The 13958-nt window shown below is 46.8% G+C and carries 12 protein-coding genes; 7 read left to right on the plus strand and 5 right to left on the minus strand.

Features of this window, described 5'->3' with window-relative positions:
* Positions 1 to 671: 671 nt before the first annotated feature.
* The 3 genes from ACT89M_RS04790 (at position 672) to ACT89M_RS04800 (ending at position 4320) form a co-directional block, all read left to right on the plus strand.
* Positions 672 to 1403, plus strand: coding sequence for a hypothetical protein (locus ACT89M_RS04790; RefSeq protein ID WP_221789289.1), 732 nt, complete (start codon positions 672 to 674; stop codon positions 1401 to 1403).
* A 12-nt stretch (positions 1404 to 1415) separates the two neighbouring features.
* A complete protein-coding gene (locus tag ACT89M_RS04795) occupies positions 1416 to 3104 on the plus strand; it encodes a vWA domain-containing protein (protein WP_487345003.1) in 1689 nt (562 codons plus the stop codon).
* Positions 3105 to 3180: 76 nt separating this feature from the next.
* Positions 3181 to 4320 carry a toxic anion resistance protein gene (locus ACT89M_RS04800; RefSeq protein ID WP_090917471.1) on the plus strand — a complete coding sequence of 380 codons (1140 nt, stop codon included), beginning with the start codon at positions 3181 to 3183 and terminating at the stop codon, positions 4318 to 4320.
* 91 nt (positions 4321 to 4411) lie between these two features.
* Here ACT89M_RS04800 and ACT89M_RS04805 read toward each other — a convergent pair whose 3' ends face one another.
* From ACT89M_RS04805 to ACT89M_RS04820, 4 genes are all read right to left on the minus strand, one after another.
* Positions 4412 to 5026 carry a hypothetical protein gene (locus ACT89M_RS04805; RefSeq protein ID WP_308722298.1) on the minus strand — a complete coding sequence of 205 codons (615 nt, stop codon included), beginning with the start codon at positions 5024 to 5026 and terminating at the stop codon, positions 4412 to 4414.
* Positions 5027 to 5138: 112 nt separating this feature from the next.
* Positions 5139 to 5858: a YoaK family protein gene (locus tag ACT89M_RS04810; protein ID WP_308722299.1), complete on the minus strand. Its 720-nt coding sequence runs from the start codon at positions 5856 to 5858 to the stop codon at positions 5139 to 5141.
* A gap of 123 nt (positions 5859 to 5981) precedes the next feature.
* Positions 5982 to 7025: a cupin domain-containing protein gene (locus ACT89M_RS04815; RefSeq protein ID WP_487345004.1), complete on the minus strand. Its 1044-nt coding sequence runs from the start codon at positions 7023 to 7025 to the stop codon at positions 5982 to 5984.
* An 84-nt stretch (positions 7026 to 7109) separates the two neighbouring features.
* On the minus strand, positions 7110 to 7703 hold the full coding sequence (locus ACT89M_RS04820) for a TetR/AcrR family transcriptional regulator (protein WP_308722301.1): 594 nt from the start codon (positions 7701 to 7703) through the stop codon (positions 7110 to 7112).
* A 195-nt stretch (positions 7704 to 7898) separates the two neighbouring features.
* Here ACT89M_RS04820 and ACT89M_RS04825 point away from each other — a divergent pair, with 195 nt between their 5' ends.
* Positions 7899 to 8657 (plus strand): SDR family oxidoreductase, encoded by a 759-nt coding sequence (locus ACT89M_RS04825; RefSeq protein WP_154891176.1) that lies wholly within the window; start codon positions 7899 to 7901, stop codon positions 8655 to 8657.
* Between the two features lie 183 nt (positions 8658 to 8840).
* Here the strand turns inward: ACT89M_RS04825 and ACT89M_RS04830 are convergent, their stop codons facing one another.
* Entirely contained in the window at positions 8841 to 9875 is a 1035-nt protein-coding gene (locus ACT89M_RS04830) for a LacI family DNA-binding transcriptional regulator (RefSeq protein ID WP_154891249.1), read from the minus strand.
* 448 nt (positions 9876 to 10323) lie between these two features.
* On the opposite strand from ACT89M_RS04830, the gene ACT89M_RS04835 reads away from it, so the two are divergent.
* The 3 genes from ACT89M_RS04835 to ACT89M_RS04845 all read left to right on the plus strand — a co-directional run bounded on the left by ACT89M_RS04835 (position 10324) and on the right by ACT89M_RS04845 (position 13870).
* The gene (locus ACT89M_RS04835; RefSeq protein WP_154891177.1) at positions 10324 to 11613 is read left to right on the plus strand and encodes a sugar ABC transporter substrate-binding protein; all 1290 of its coding nucleotides are present in this window, start codon (positions 10324 to 10326) and stop codon (positions 11611 to 11613) included.
* A gap of 68 nt (positions 11614 to 11681) precedes the next feature.
* Positions 11682 to 13037, plus strand: coding sequence for a carbohydrate ABC transporter permease (locus ACT89M_RS04840; protein WP_090917488.1), 1356 nt, complete (start codon positions 11682 to 11684; stop codon positions 13035 to 13037).
* Positions 13034 to 13870, plus strand: coding sequence for a sugar ABC transporter permease (locus ACT89M_RS04845; protein ID WP_154891178.1), 837 nt, complete (start codon positions 13034 to 13036; stop codon positions 13868 to 13870). Before ACT89M_RS04840 ends, ACT89M_RS04845 begins: the two co-directional genes overlap by 4 nt.
* Positions 13871 to 13958: the final 88 nt, after the last annotated feature.

Here is a 13958-nt window from a genome sequence, read left to right on the forward strand (position 1 = left end):
CTGTACACCAAATAGCATCATCTGTGATCATTAGCTTGTTGAGTAAGTGAGTAGGTGGATTCAGATGTGAGGAACAATAACATACACAAGACGAAATGGGAGTTATCGCCGTTTCGTCTTTTTGGTATGCAATTCCCTGACGAAAACTCCTTCTCGCACTCCATCATGCTCCAGCCCGCTAAGACAAGTCTATATAAAAAATGACACGTAACCTGATTTTCCACGTATTACCGGATAACATTTCATTTACCACTAACGCGCCTCCGTAGTTCCTGGTTGTCCAGCAGTTCTTCTAAACAGCAAGTTGTGAAGCTCGTTCTGTTTTGTCCGTGAAAAGGATAATGGGATAAGCTCTATCCACGTATATTACTATGAAGAATACTGCTCCGACATCATAGCTTATGGAGTACAGTACCAATACCAGCGCGAGTTCTCTTTTAAATATCTGGCAAGAATCATTTAAAGATCTTTCAAATCCACTGGAAGACCACTCGAACTTCAAGTCAAACATCTACTTTATAGCGCTCTAATATTAACGTAAATATCCCTTCCATTTTCCAATCCTATCCACCTGAGAGCGTTCACATCATGTACAATAAGAAGATGAGAGACAGGGAATATACGACATTTAATCCTAATATCTAACATGAAAGGAGGCCTTAGGATCGACCATGACCAGGTACATACAATTGTTTGGGCTCATCATCGGCATCGTGGCCGTGAATGTTCTGGCCTTCTCCCCGGGTTTTGCTGGACTTGGATTCGGAGAGAATGCGTTCCAGACCGCACTTTCCGTGACGCTACTCTTCGGAAGCGTACTTGCACTTTTCTATGGCAGTTACAATGTATTGTTCAAACAGCCGGTGGTTTTACCCGTGAGACAGATCGAAACCCATGAAGATTATGTAGAAGCTTTGTCCTTTTACAGACGCATCAAAATCCTTGAAGAAGATATTACGCTGGGGCTGTCCCAACTGAACCGGATGAAAAAAAAGAAAGAGACATTGATGAATGTGCTTCATCAACGTTTTGACCCCGGCGAGCTGAGTTTTAAGAAATTCGCTTCGGTCACGGAAGAGGTAGAGAAGCTGTTATATCTGAACATTCGCAGCATACTGAATCGACTGAACGTCTTCGATGAAGCCGATTATGCCAGCATGATGAAAGCCAAATCGCCTGCGATCCCGCAGAGGATTTTTCAGGAGAAAACGAAAGTGTACAACGATTACCTGACCTACGTGAAGGATTCACTTCACACGAATGAAGAGATTTTATTGAAGCTGGATCAGCTGTTGCTGGAGATATCGCGTCTGGACAGTGTTGAAGCTGGAGATATTGAGCAGATGCCTTGTATGCAGGAGATTGATCAGTTAATCAAGCACACCAAATTATATAGACAGTGAGGGGTTGCACCTATGGCAAAGAAGGGAAAGTTTTTTCTCATATCCATGATCATGTTAGTCCTAGTATTTGGTCTCGTTTATGGAGGAATCACACTGACATCGAACTTTGGCAAGTCTACCACACAGGTCACGACCGAAAATGCAGGTAAGGAACTTGGCAAATTGTACGCGGACATTGCACCAGCTACGGCGGAACCGGTGAAAGGACAGATTGATCTTGATCCGGTTGATGTTGCAGAATCCCTTCCGGACATTTCCAAATTCCCGGTTACAGTGGAGAACACCACCAATGATTTCGTCGAAATTTTCTCCTCCACCGAGAAGTCGGGTAGTGGCGTGGATGGATGGTTAACCGAGGTCGCAGAGGCATTTAACCAAGCGAACATCACGGCCGGCGGCAAACAGGTATCGGTCAAAATCCGTAATATTGCTTCCGGTACCGCAACGGATTACATCAAGTCCGGTAAGTATGTGCCCGATGCCTTCACCCCGTCCAATGAGTTGTGGGGCGAGATGGTGGAAGCCAGCGGAGTGAAGACGAAGCTGATCTCGAAGCGGCTCGTTGGCAACGTACCGGGAATCGTCATCTCCAAAGCCAAATATGATGCACTGGTGAACACCTACGGCTCCGTGAACGTCAAAACGATAACCGAAGCTATTGCCAATAATGAGCTGACGATGGGCTATACCGACCCGTTTGCCAGTTCTACAGGACTGAACTTCCTGGTTACCGCATTAAATACGTATGACAGCGCTAATCCGCTGGGCGAGAAAGCCATTCAAGGCTTTGAAAAATTCCAGGCGAACGTGCCATTCACTGCATCCACCACGATTCAGATGAGGGAAGCGGCCAAGTCGGGCAGACTGGATGCTTTTGTACTGGAGTATCAGACCTATGTGAATACAGCCGATCTGAAGAGCGGATATGTGTTTACCCCATTCGGTGTAAGGCATGACAGCCCGCTATATGCTCTTGGTCAACTGCCGCAGAACAAACAGGAGATCATCCAGAAGTTCGCTGATTTTGTCACGCAAGATCAGTATCAGAAAAAGGCAGTAGAGTTCGGATTCAACGGCCTGCAAGATTACAAATCGGAGCTGGCTACGGTGGATGGTGGAACATTGCTGTCCGCGCAGAAAGTCTGGAAAGAGAAGAAGAACGGCAGTAATCCAATTGCAGCTGTGTTTGTGACAGATGTATCGGGGAGTATGGCCGGAGAACCACTCAACCGTCTTAAAGAATCTTTGCGCAAAGGTCAGAAGTATCTCGGTACGGACAACAGCATTGGTTTGGTTTCATACTCCAGCGACGTGACCGTAAATTTGCCGATTGCCAAATATGATACGAACCAGCAATCCATGTTTGTCGGAACGGTGGATAGTTTGCAAGCGAGCGGGGGAACAGCGACATTCGACGGCATCGTGGTTGCAATCAAAATGCTGGAGGATTACAAAGCAGCCAACCCTAACGTGAAACCGCTGATTTTTGTTCTGAGTGATGGCGAGACGAACGAAGGACATTCGCTCAAAGATATTCGAGACCTGGTGGAGACGTACAAAGTGCCGATCTACACGATTGGATATAACGCCGACATCAAAGCCCTGGAGAGCATCTCCAGCATTAACGAGGCGGCGAGCATTAATGCGGACACCGACGATGTTGTCTACAAAATCGGAAACCTGTTTAACGTACAAATGTAAGTCTAGATTAACGTACAGATGTTATTAACGTTCATATGTAAGCAGATACGGATGTAACTAAAAGGGGGAACTGTGAATGTCGTTTACGATGGAAATACCGAGCCAGAAGGAAATTCAAAAGGTGATTGAAGAAGAGATCAAACCGGTGCCCGCCGAGGTCGCGGAATTGCAACAGGTAGCAACTTCGAATGTGGATATGATTATGAACCTGGACCTCGAATCTCTGGAGAAGCGCAAAGAAATTTTGCAATCCATCGACGGCTTTGGCATGAACACCATGCGATCCTCTTCCGAGAAAAACGCGCTGCTTCAAGTCTCCGTTGGACATCTGTCCAAGACGGGTGACGAGGGCGGTCAGGTCGCCAAAGGCTTGACCGAGCTGCATATGCAACTGAAGGATCTCGACCCAAGCGTGGTCGATTTCGCCAAAACAGGCTTTCTGGGCAAGCTGTTCAATCCGCTGCGCGCGTATTTCCTCAAGTACCAGAAAGCCGACGCCGTCATCGCCGATATTGTCGTTTCACTCGACAAGGGCCGTGCCACGCTGCGCAATGACAACACCACGCTTGAGATCGAGCAGCAGAGCCTGCGCGAACTAACCAAGCGGCTTCAGAAGGAGATCCAGCTTGGTATGTTAATGGATGAATCCATTGATACACAGATTGAGACAGCCAAGGTTCGCGGGGAAGACCCTGAGAAGGTGCGGTTTATTACCGAAGAAGTATTGTTCCCGCTCCGTCAGCGTGTTATGGATTTGCAACAGATGCTGGTCGTAAACCAACAGGGAATCATGGCGATTGAAGTGGTCATTCGCAACAACAAAGAGTTAATTCGTGGTGTGGATCGGGCGAAAAATGTGACGATCTCCGCGCTTAAGATTGCAGTCACCGTTGCCAGTGCACTATACAACCAGAAGATCGTCTTGCAGAAAATCGAATTGCTTAACCGTACCACGAATGATCTGATCGCTGGCACATCCAAAATGCTGAAGGATCAGGGGACAGCGATCCAGAAGCAGGCTTACGAGGCAAGTATCTCGGTGGATACGATGAAGCAAGCCTTTACGGATGTGCTGTCTGCGCTCGACTCCATCTCGGTCTACAAACAAGAGGCTTTGCCAAGAATGCGCGAGACGATCGGTCAGTTCCGTGAACTGGCGGAGAGCGGGGAACAGCAGATTCAACGATTAGAAAAAGGACAGAAGCTTGGTCTGTAACTAATCTCTGAGAATAACTAGAAAAAGCAACCATTCCCTAATAACTAGTTAAGGATGGTTGCTTTTTTCTTGCAATAGTCGCATGCAGGTATTACTCGTACCCAATTTTGTCAGCATACGCTAACAATGAATCAGTAACTTGGTCAAGAATAACATCGGCAGCTTTAACTTTAGCATTACCTTGTTGAAGGATCGTGTAGTTCACTTTGTTTTTGGAAACAGCTTGTTTGTAAAGCATATAACCTTCAAGCTGCATATAAGTTCCTTTGATGAAGGAGGTATGAATTTTTTTGATTTCTGGGTTGTTGGATTGGATCAGTTTTGCTTTGAAGACGAATTTGGTATAATTCGGAATTACCGTATTCGTTAGCTTGAGAAACATCGATTTTCGATTCGCTGAAGATACGGTGCCACCTACACTACTTAAGGAATCAATGGCTTTAGATTCATAGGACCCGATAGCAAAAATCTGATCAAGATATTGTTTTAATTCCGCTTTTTCCTGAATAAACTCATCTTCTGCCTCAGGCTCTTCTGTATCGTCTATTAAATCTCCTTCAGATTGATATTCGTCGTCAAACTCGTCCTGTTCCCAATATGTAGAGAATTCTCCTTTGGCAGCATTGGCTTGAGGAGCAGGAAAGAGAAGCACCCCGCCAAGCAAAATGAAACTGGTCATTAATGAGATAATACTTGATTTTTTCATGTGAAATGTCACCTCCTTTTATCTTATTTCTGCACTCCTCTATAGTATACATGAAGCCGAGTGGGATTTCCTAGAACTAAAGGTGAAAAACGGTTGGCCCTTTTATTCAGGGTCAACCGTTTTTCAGACGTTGCATATAAACGACATAGGGGATAACCAGGACAAGAAACAACAGAGCCGCAATGAGGGATAGGAGCAGACCGCCATTAACGAGCATCCAGGCGCCCAGCGCCGCGCCAATGACAAAAATAAACCAAGATAGTGCCAGCACGGCCCATTCCGATGCAGGAGCTTTGCCACGTACAGCTTTGGCCAGAGCCTGACCGATCCCAAAAAGCGTACCCGATACAAAGCCTTTGCCTACATCTGCATGTGCAACCATCTGGTGCATCGTATTTTGCATGCCCATCGCCATGGTGATCGGGAATATAATATAATGCGTGTGGAACAGGAGCGACAACAGGATTGCGAAGAGAAACAATACACACTCCATGCCCAAAATAAGGGTCAGATGCCATTTCCCCCATGACTCTGTAATGAAAGTGCCGACAAATGCCCCTGCAATAAATAAAAGAACGACAGTCCCTGTCGTTGCCCATAACGCATAATCTGCTTCAAATAGAGCGATGCCCAGCTTGGTGCTGTTGCCGCTCATGAAGGATAAATACACTTTACCCAGCCCCAAATATCCAATGGAATCGAGGAAACCGGCAAGCAATACAAGAACGGAAGATAACAAAAGCCGGGAAAATCCCGGCTCTAAACGTTCTACCGTGTGTCCGATACTCTCGTTGTTAACGTTCGGGGAAGACGAGTCATGTACGGAATGCATAGGCATCTGTCCTCCATTTTCAGATAACCGTCAGGTTCGCTTCTTCTCGCTTAAGTCGCCATTCCCTTAACTGAGCTAATCTCCGGGAATGAACCTTGCGACACTCACGTATAGCCTTCTTGGTTATTTTCCCTTGTTCTGATCGGGTGCAATAAACAGCGTATCGTTAGGAAGCTGTTCTGCCTCATCACGGGACATGCCGAGATTCGTGGAGAGCACGTCTACCGGGTTGCCTGCGATCCATTCACTAAGATCAATGGCTTCATAGTGTCCGCTGTTGAATCCAATCAGTACACGGCAGACGTCATCACCCGTGTTTTTGATATAATGCCCCGCACCCATCGGAGCGTACCCGACATCTCCAGCTTCGAATTGTTCAGTGACAGCCTGCCCTTCGGCGAGAAATACCGTCATTTCGGCACTGCCACTAATGTAATACTGCCACTCATCCGCATTGGGATGCCAATGCAGTTCCCGCAGAGCACCTGGTTGAAGCTCGATCAGAGAACCCGCCATCGTGGTGGAGATGGGGAAATCTTCGACGGTTACCGTACGCTGCGTACCGCCACCTGGCGCGCGGCGTGGCTGTTTGGCATGCAAGGGATAACGATGCGGCGTGGTCAGTTCAGAGTTACGGCGATAAGTCGCAGAGGAGGAACTGTCATCGGGTACCGGGCCTTTGGCAAAATAGGCTTCGCCCTGATTGAGCTTGGCTGCTTGTTCGAGGGAGATACCAAGGTTCTGTGCCACGATATGATCCGGTGTCTGAGTCAGAAAGTCGGTAATGCTGAACGTATGATCCTCCGAAAAATCCCCATTGTCGAAAATCAAAATGAAATGGCATTCGTCCGGCCCGAGTCCCTGGATGGAATGACCGTATCCGCGTGGGAAATACCATACATCTCCGGGTTCAAAGGTATCGGTATACGCGTGTCCGTCCGGATGGATAACGGTGGTACGACAGGAACCGCTGATCACATATGCCCACTCGGCCGCATTGGCATGCCAGTGCAGTTCACGCATGCCGCCTGGTTCCAGGCGCATGGATACTCCCGCAATACCGATAGATGCGGGGAAGTCATGAACCGAGGCTCCGCGAGTGATGCCGCCGGGACCGGTCCGAGGTTCTTTTTGCTCAAGACGATGCTTGAAAGATTTCATCATCATTCCTCCTGCTTCAAATTTGAATTCACTAGACAATGTGTAAATAATTGAATAATAACTATATTATTATACCCATATTTTGAGAAATTATTCAGTTTTTAATCGTTGTGTGGGCGTATAATGAATAATTTTGAATAACTCTTCCGCCATATAGGTGGGACTGTGCTTGAAATCCTGTCTAATCCACTCCATGATCATGCCAAATATGGCATGAGACTGATAGCTTGCGAGCAGTTCCGGGTTAATATGGGGCGGGAAAATATGATTCAGATCCTGTAAAGACAGATCCCGCAGCACATCACAGATCATACGCTGAAAGCTGGAAGAAGCTTCGGATTGCACAACGAGGGTGTAAAATTGGGCGTGCTGATGCACATGTTCGAAGATGGTAATAGCGGAAGAGGGCATAAGACCCACCTGAAATTCCTTCATTCCCTCGTAAGGCTTGCGAAATGAAGTCACCAGATCCTGAGTCACATCATGCAGGATTTCGTTGAACAGATCTTCCTTGTATTGATAATGTCTGTAAAAGGTTCCCCGATTCAGATCAGCTAGCTGCACAATATCCGAGATGGAGATTTCTTTAAAATGACGTTTCTGCATCAAATGAAGGAGGGCTTCCTTCAGGGCGGCTTTGGATTTGCGGATTCGTCGGTCCATAGCTTCTGATGGTTCAGACATTGGAATTCCTCCCAAGTGATATTTATTAAAAGATAACGTACAAACAGGTGAGAGCCTGTTGTTTAACGTACATTTGGACAGGCTTTTACTGATTGTATCGAAAAGCTATGACTTATTATACTAAGGATAAGAGATAATGAACATTTGTTTGTTATCTTTATGTAAACGAATACATTTTAAAGGAGGAATAGACAAATGAAACTTCAAAATAAAGTGGCCATTGTCACAGGGGCAGGATCAGGAATGGGCAAAGCCATTGCCACATTGTATGCACAAGAAGGAGCCCAGGTCGTTGTTTCCGATATCAACGAAGAAGCTGCTCAGGCTGTCGTTCAAGAGATTCAGGCGAACGGTGGAGAAGCCTTCGTTCTTCTGGCTAATGTAGCGAAAGAGGAAGATGTACAGCAACTTATTGATCAAACGGTGAGTAAATACGGTACAGTAGACATTCTGGTCAACAATGCGGGGATTATGGATGGGATGGAGCCAGCTGCGGATATTAGCGATGAGCGGTGGGAAAAGGTTTTTGCGGTGAACACAACAAGTGTGATGCGAACCACACGCAAAGTGCTGCCAATTTTCCTAGAGAAACAGCAAGGGGTTATTGTGAATATTGCTTCAGCAGGGGGCTTGCACGGTGGACGGGCAGGAGCGGCATATACCGCTTCCAAACACGCTGTGGTGGGCTTTACCAAAAATACAGGATACATGTATGCCGAGCAAGGTATTCGTTGTAATGCCATTGCACCCGGAGCGGTTGCGACTAACATCGGGGCATCCATGACAGGTATTAACCCGTTCGGTGCGGGACGGCAGCAGCAGGGGATGGCGATCAACCCGCGAGTAGGAACGAGTGAAGAGATTGCCAAAGTGGCTCTGTTCCTTGGATCGGACGAGTCCAGTTTTGTAAATGGGACTGTCATTACGGCTGATGCAGGCTGGAGTTCGTATTAATTTGTTGGTAAATTAATTGTGCTTAGGAACGGGAAATAGTACTGACGCTTAGCAAGGATAGGGAAATAAAGCAAAAGAAAAGCCGCAGAAATGCGGCTTCTTTGGCATCTGTGCTCATCACAGATCTTGCCTGAGTTGTTAAAGGACAAACGTTTGCACTTCCCAAAAGATGAGGTAGAGCGCTTAACTCAGGAAGGGCTTTGCCTTCAAATATAGGGAGGACTCACGTACAATCAGGCGGTGCGGGATAATAACCGGGTTCTGAGCGAGAGGCTCGTTGCCAAGAATTTTTAGTAAAACCTGAACTGCGGTATACCCGAGCTGGTATGTGCCAATATCAATGGAACTGAGCGGAGGTGAAGCAAGTTCGGACAACGCGATATTGTTAAAACTGACCACACTGATATCCTCAGGCACTCGATATCCCAGCTCCGCAAGTGCTCTTAACACACCGAAAGCGACATTGTCATCGATAACTACAATGGCGGTAGGCCTGTCGGGCAGCGACATAAAAAGGGACATTGCCCGGAAGCCGCTTTCCTGTAAGAATTCACCCTCCACGATCCAGTCGTTCGTTGCCGTTAATCCGGATTCTTCAAGAGCCTTCCGATATCCACGCATGCGATCATGCGATAACGTAATATCAGGCGGGCCGCTCACAAAGCCGATGCGTGTGTGTCCCTGTGCAATAAGATGCTGCGTTGCATCATACGCGGTCTGCACATTATCGTTGTCGACCATAGGGGCATTCGGATGTGTCTCACTTCGGCCAATGAGAACAAACGGGAATTTTTCCTCTTCGAGAAAAGAGATGATGGGATCGTCCCGTTTGGAACCGAGCAACAGAATACCGTCGACCCTACGACCATGCACGAGACGGGAAATGGCCTGTAATTCATCATCGGAGGACGTCTCGGTGGACAGCAGTAACTCATAGTTGTTACGAGTCGCGTGGGTAATAATGCCGCGCAACAACTCTCCAAAGAAATAATTTTGAAAAAGCTCCTCCGCAGGACGGGGCAGCATAATTCCAAGCGTCTGTGTTGTTTTGGATACAAGGCTCTTAGCCATCATATTGGGATGATAATTAAGTTCTTTCATAATTTGTTTAACTTTAAGAGATGTTTCCGTACTGATTCTGGGATGGCCTGAAATCACCCGTGACACTGTAGAAGGGGAAACACCCGCCAATTTGGCAATATCCTTGATCGTAATCATGTAAAAAACCCCTTCTGATTCAATCATTTCAACATTCTCCTATGGTAATGCAAAGGGTACCAGAAATCAATTGTTAACTCGTTAACCCGGAATGCAAGTGGAGCAAAATAAAGGAAGATAGAGTTAGATCAAGGAAATAGGAAATTACTGTGAACAAAATTCAGGATATGGTTAAATTTGAAGGAATACAGCTTGTGCAAACGTTTGTACAAATAAAGTTCGGTATTGTATGATGTGGTATATATTATAGCGCTTACATCATTGAATTTACATACTTTTAACTTATTTACCCCTACATATCGAATGCATCAGTGACATTGTGTTTCATTTTGGGCAAACGTTTGTACAACGATTCACATGGAACACAAATCCTGACAATCTACGGCGTTTAAAGGGTGAAAAGCGCAAAATTTTCTTGAACTACACAGAGGGAAAGGGGACATTTCACATGAGAAAATGGCAAGGCACAGTTCTGTCCATCGGAATGGCTTTTACACTAGCTGCATGTTCAACCGGAGGAGGAGGAAGTTCTACTCCTGCAGCGCCAAGTGATAATCCAGAGGATACCGTGCAGCTGACTGCTGAGAATCTCCAGCCAGAAGAGGGCGCAACACTGGTCATCTGGGAGGATAAAAACCAGAGTAGCTTTATTCAGCAACGAGTCAAAAAATTCGAAGAAAAATATGGCGTCACGGTCAAAATGGAGGAATTACCGCCAACAGATCAGGTAACCAAGTTAACGACGGATGGCCCTGCCGGGCTTGCTGCGGATGTCGTTGTGTTCCCGCATGACAAGATTGGAAGCGCCTCGGAAGCAGGACTTATTTTGCCTAATGATATCTTCGAAGCTGAGACCACAGCTAATACCAGCGAGAATGCGCTGAAAGCGGTGACGTTCAAAGACATTTTATACGGATATCCGTACAGCGTCGAGACGTATGCCCTCTTTTACAACAAAGCCTTGTACCCCGAAGCACCGAAAAACTTTGATGAAATTATCGATTTTGCCAAAACGTTTAACAATACCAAATCCAATCAGTATGCGCTGATGTGGGAATTACAACAATTCTATTATAACTATGCTTTCCTAGCGTCTCAGGGTGGATATATCTTTGGGGACAACGGGATGGATAGCAGTGACCTCGGTTTGAACAACGAAGGAGCGCAGAAGGGGGGAGAATTCCTCCAAAAGCTGAAGGGTGAGGTGCTGCCGCTCAAGATGGGCGATGTGAACTACGATATCAAAAAGGGATTGTTCTCCAGCGGCAAGCTGGCCATGGATATTAACGGACCTTGGACCATTGCCGACTATCGCAACGCCGGAATTGATTTTGGAGTTGCTCCGCTTCCCGCTATTGATGGCAAGCCAATGACTTCCTTCTCGGGTGTGAAAGCCTATTACGTCAATGCGTTTACCCAGTATCCTAATGCTTCCAAGTTGCTGGCTGCATTCCTCTCGAACGAAGAAGCCCAGATGGAGAACTTTGACATGAACGGTACACTTCCGGCGAACAAAAATGTGGCGGCAGACGCCAAAGTACAGGAAGATCCGATCAACAAAGCCTTCCTTGAACAATTCAACAACTCGACACCGATGCCTTCCCTTCCAGCCATGGACAGTGTATGGGGACCTATATCGTCAGCTATTACAGATATTTGGGATAGCGGCAAGGATGTGAAAGCCTCCCTTGACAATGCTGTGAAACAGATTAAGGAGAGCCTGGCAACCACACAATAATGACGAAACAGCGATGACACGAATGAACGGTGAACGATGAATGATACCAAACGGAGAGGAGGGAGCATATGCGGCAACAGCATGTCCCGGTGTCTGCCCAGCCCAATCGGGAAAAGCAGCACCGGATGACAGCAGCCATATGCTCCATCATACTGCAAGGTCTCGGACAGTTATACAATCGGCAGTGGATTAAAGGCATTATTCTATTGCTGCTGGAGGGAGCAGGGCTTGCATACCTGCTTCCTCGGCTGTCCCAAGCGGTATGGGGAATATGGACACTGGGGGAGAATACACAGCGTTTTGTGAAAGTGAATGGTTCAACGGTGCTTCAAAAGGGCGACCATTCTATCTTTTTGTTGCTTGACGGAATTATTGTGCTGCTGGTCTTTTTTGTGTTTGTGCTTGTTTACATTCTGAATATCCGGGATGCGTATATGACCGGACTTGCAAGAGAGCAAGGGAAACCGACGCTGGGAGCCGCGGCAACGATGCGCAATGTAATGGACAAAAATTTTCCGTATCTGTTCCTGTCCATCCCGGCACTCGGTATTCTGTTTTTTACAATCATGCCGATTCTGTTCACCGTTACGATTGCGTTTACGAACTATGCGGCACCGGATCATATTCCACCAGCCAAACTGGTGGACTGGGTAGGGTTCAAAACATTTACGGATCTGATCCAGCTCAAATCCTGGAGCCAGACGTTCTACGGGGTGCTCACCTGGACAGTCATCTGGGCTGTCTTGGCTACCGTAACGACGTACTTCGGCGGAGTTCTTGTAGCTTTGTTAATTGAACAGAAAGGCATCCGCTTCAAAAAGTTGTGGCGTACCATTTTTATTTTGCCTTATGCCATTCCACAGATTATCTCGTTGCTACTGATGCGCAATCTCTTCAACGGTCAGTTTGGACCAATCAATACGTACATGCGAGCATTCGGACTGGAAGGCTTGCCTTGGCTGACGGACCCGTTCTGGGCCAAAGTTACTGTCATTGTCGTCAACATGTGGATCGGTATTCCGGTCAGCATGGTGCTCATTTTGGGTGTGCTTACCGCTATTCCGCGTGATCTGTATGAGGCAGCCGAAGTAGACGGCGCTTCTGCGTTCCAGAAGTTCAAGATTATTACGATGCCGTTTATTTTATTTGCCACGACACCGGTGCTGATTATGCAGTTTGCCGGAAACTTCAACAACTTCAACGTCATTTTCCTGCTAACGAACGGTAATCCGCTTCGCGGAGACTATCAGTATGCTGGGGCAACGGATTTGCTGGTGACCTGGCTCTACAAACTCACACTCGACAATAATAAATTCAATATGGCTTCTGCGGTAGGTATCATCATCTTCCTGATTATTGCTACCTTCTCCATCTGGAATTTCCGCCGCTCCAAATCATTCAAGGAGGAGGACATGATCCAATGAAGAAACGCAACAATCCGATTCGTTTGACGCTTAGTTACGTGCTTTTAGTGATTATTGCTGTCGTATCCATATATCCAGTTTTATGGATTTTTCTGTCGTCCTTACGTCCCGGCGCGGCATTGTTCAGTGAACGCTTATGGCCGGAAAGATTCACGCTATCCCATTATGGAGAGCTGTTTAACAATCCGTCCTTTATGTACGGCAGATGGTATATGAATACGCTGAAAATCGCATTCTTCACGATGATTTTCTCCACATTGATGGTGACGCTGGGCATGTACGCGTTATCCCGGTTCCGTTTTCGGGGGCGTAAAACGATTCTGTCCACCATGCTCATTCTGGGCATGTTTCCAAGCTTCATGAGCATGATTGCCATCTATATTATTTTGCTGCAAATCAAACTGCTCGACACGCATGCTGCGCTTATTCTGGTCTATTCCTCAGGGGCAGTGCTGGGCGGATTCATCGTCAAAGGTTTCTTTGACACCATCCCGCGCAGTCTGGATGAAGCAGCTCGTATCGATGGTGCCAGTCATCTGCGTGTGTTCACAAGCATCATCCTCCCATTATCCAAGCCGATGCTAACTTACGTTGCCTTAACCAGCTTCACGGGGGCGTGGATGGATTTTATTTTTGCCCGACTCGTGCTGCGTACCAAAGAAAATTGGACTCTGGCTGTAGGAATGTGGGATCTCGTGAATCGATATCAGGACAGTAACTTCACGATGTTTGCTGCAGGAGCTGTACTGATTGCTATTCCAATTACTTTGTTGTTTGTATTCCTGCAACGTTTCCTCGTTCAGGGGCTGACCACAGGGGCTTCCAAAGGGTAAGAAGACACCGTGCCTTCAACAGCATAGTCAGCCGCATTAATGGCAAGATGAGCCGCACTTGCGGCAATTCGACCAGGCACTTCCGCAA

The organism is Paenibacillus sp. NN59 (assembly GCF_057597225.1).

What these genes read in the sequence shown, in the direction of transcription:
- ACT89M_RS04795 (WP_487345003.1), top strand. Translation starts at nt 1,416, where the DNA reads ATGGCAAAGAAGGGAAAGTTTTTTCTCATATCCATGATCATGTTAGTC.
- ACT89M_RS04805 (WP_308722298.1), bottom strand. Translation starts at nt 5,026, where the DNA reads ATGAAAAAATCAAGTATTATCTCATTAATGACCAGTTTCATTTTGCTT.
- ACT89M_RS04830 (WP_154891249.1), bottom strand. Translation starts at nt 9,875, where the DNA reads ATGATTACGATCAAGGATATTGCCAAATTGGCGGGTGTTTCCCCTTCT.
- ACT89M_RS04820 (WP_308722301.1), bottom strand. Translation starts at nt 7,703, where the DNA reads ATGTCTGAACCATCAGAAGCTATGGACCGACGAATCCGCAAATCCAAA.
- ACT89M_RS04815 (WP_487345004.1), bottom strand. Translation starts at nt 7,025, where the DNA reads ATGATGATGAAATCTTTCAAGCATCGTCTTGAGCAAAAAGAACCTCGG.
- ACT89M_RS04810 (WP_308722299.1), bottom strand. Translation starts at nt 5,858, where the DNA reads ATGCATTCCGTACATGACTCGTCTTCCCCGAACGTTAACAACGAGAGT.
- ACT89M_RS04835 (WP_154891177.1), top strand. Translation starts at nt 10,324, where the DNA reads ATGAGAAAATGGCAAGGCACAGTTCTGTCCATCGGAATGGCTTTTACA.
- ACT89M_RS04790 (WP_221789289.1), top strand. Translation starts at nt 672, where the DNA reads ATGACCAGGTACATACAATTGTTTGGGCTCATCATCGGCATCGTGGCC.
- ACT89M_RS04845 (WP_154891178.1), top strand. Translation starts at nt 13,034, where the DNA reads ATGAAGAAACGCAACAATCCGATTCGTTTGACGCTTAGTTACGTGCTT.
- ACT89M_RS04800 (WP_090917471.1), top strand. Translation starts at nt 3,181, where the DNA reads ATGTCGTTTACGATGGAAATACCGAGCCAGAAGGAAATTCAAAAGGTG.
- ACT89M_RS04840 (WP_090917488.1), top strand. Translation starts at nt 11,682, where the DNA reads ATGCGGCAACAGCATGTCCCGGTGTCTGCCCAGCCCAATCGGGAAAAG.
- ACT89M_RS04825 (WP_154891176.1), top strand. Translation starts at nt 7,899, where the DNA reads ATGAAACTTCAAAATAAAGTGGCCATTGTCACAGGGGCAGGATCAGGA.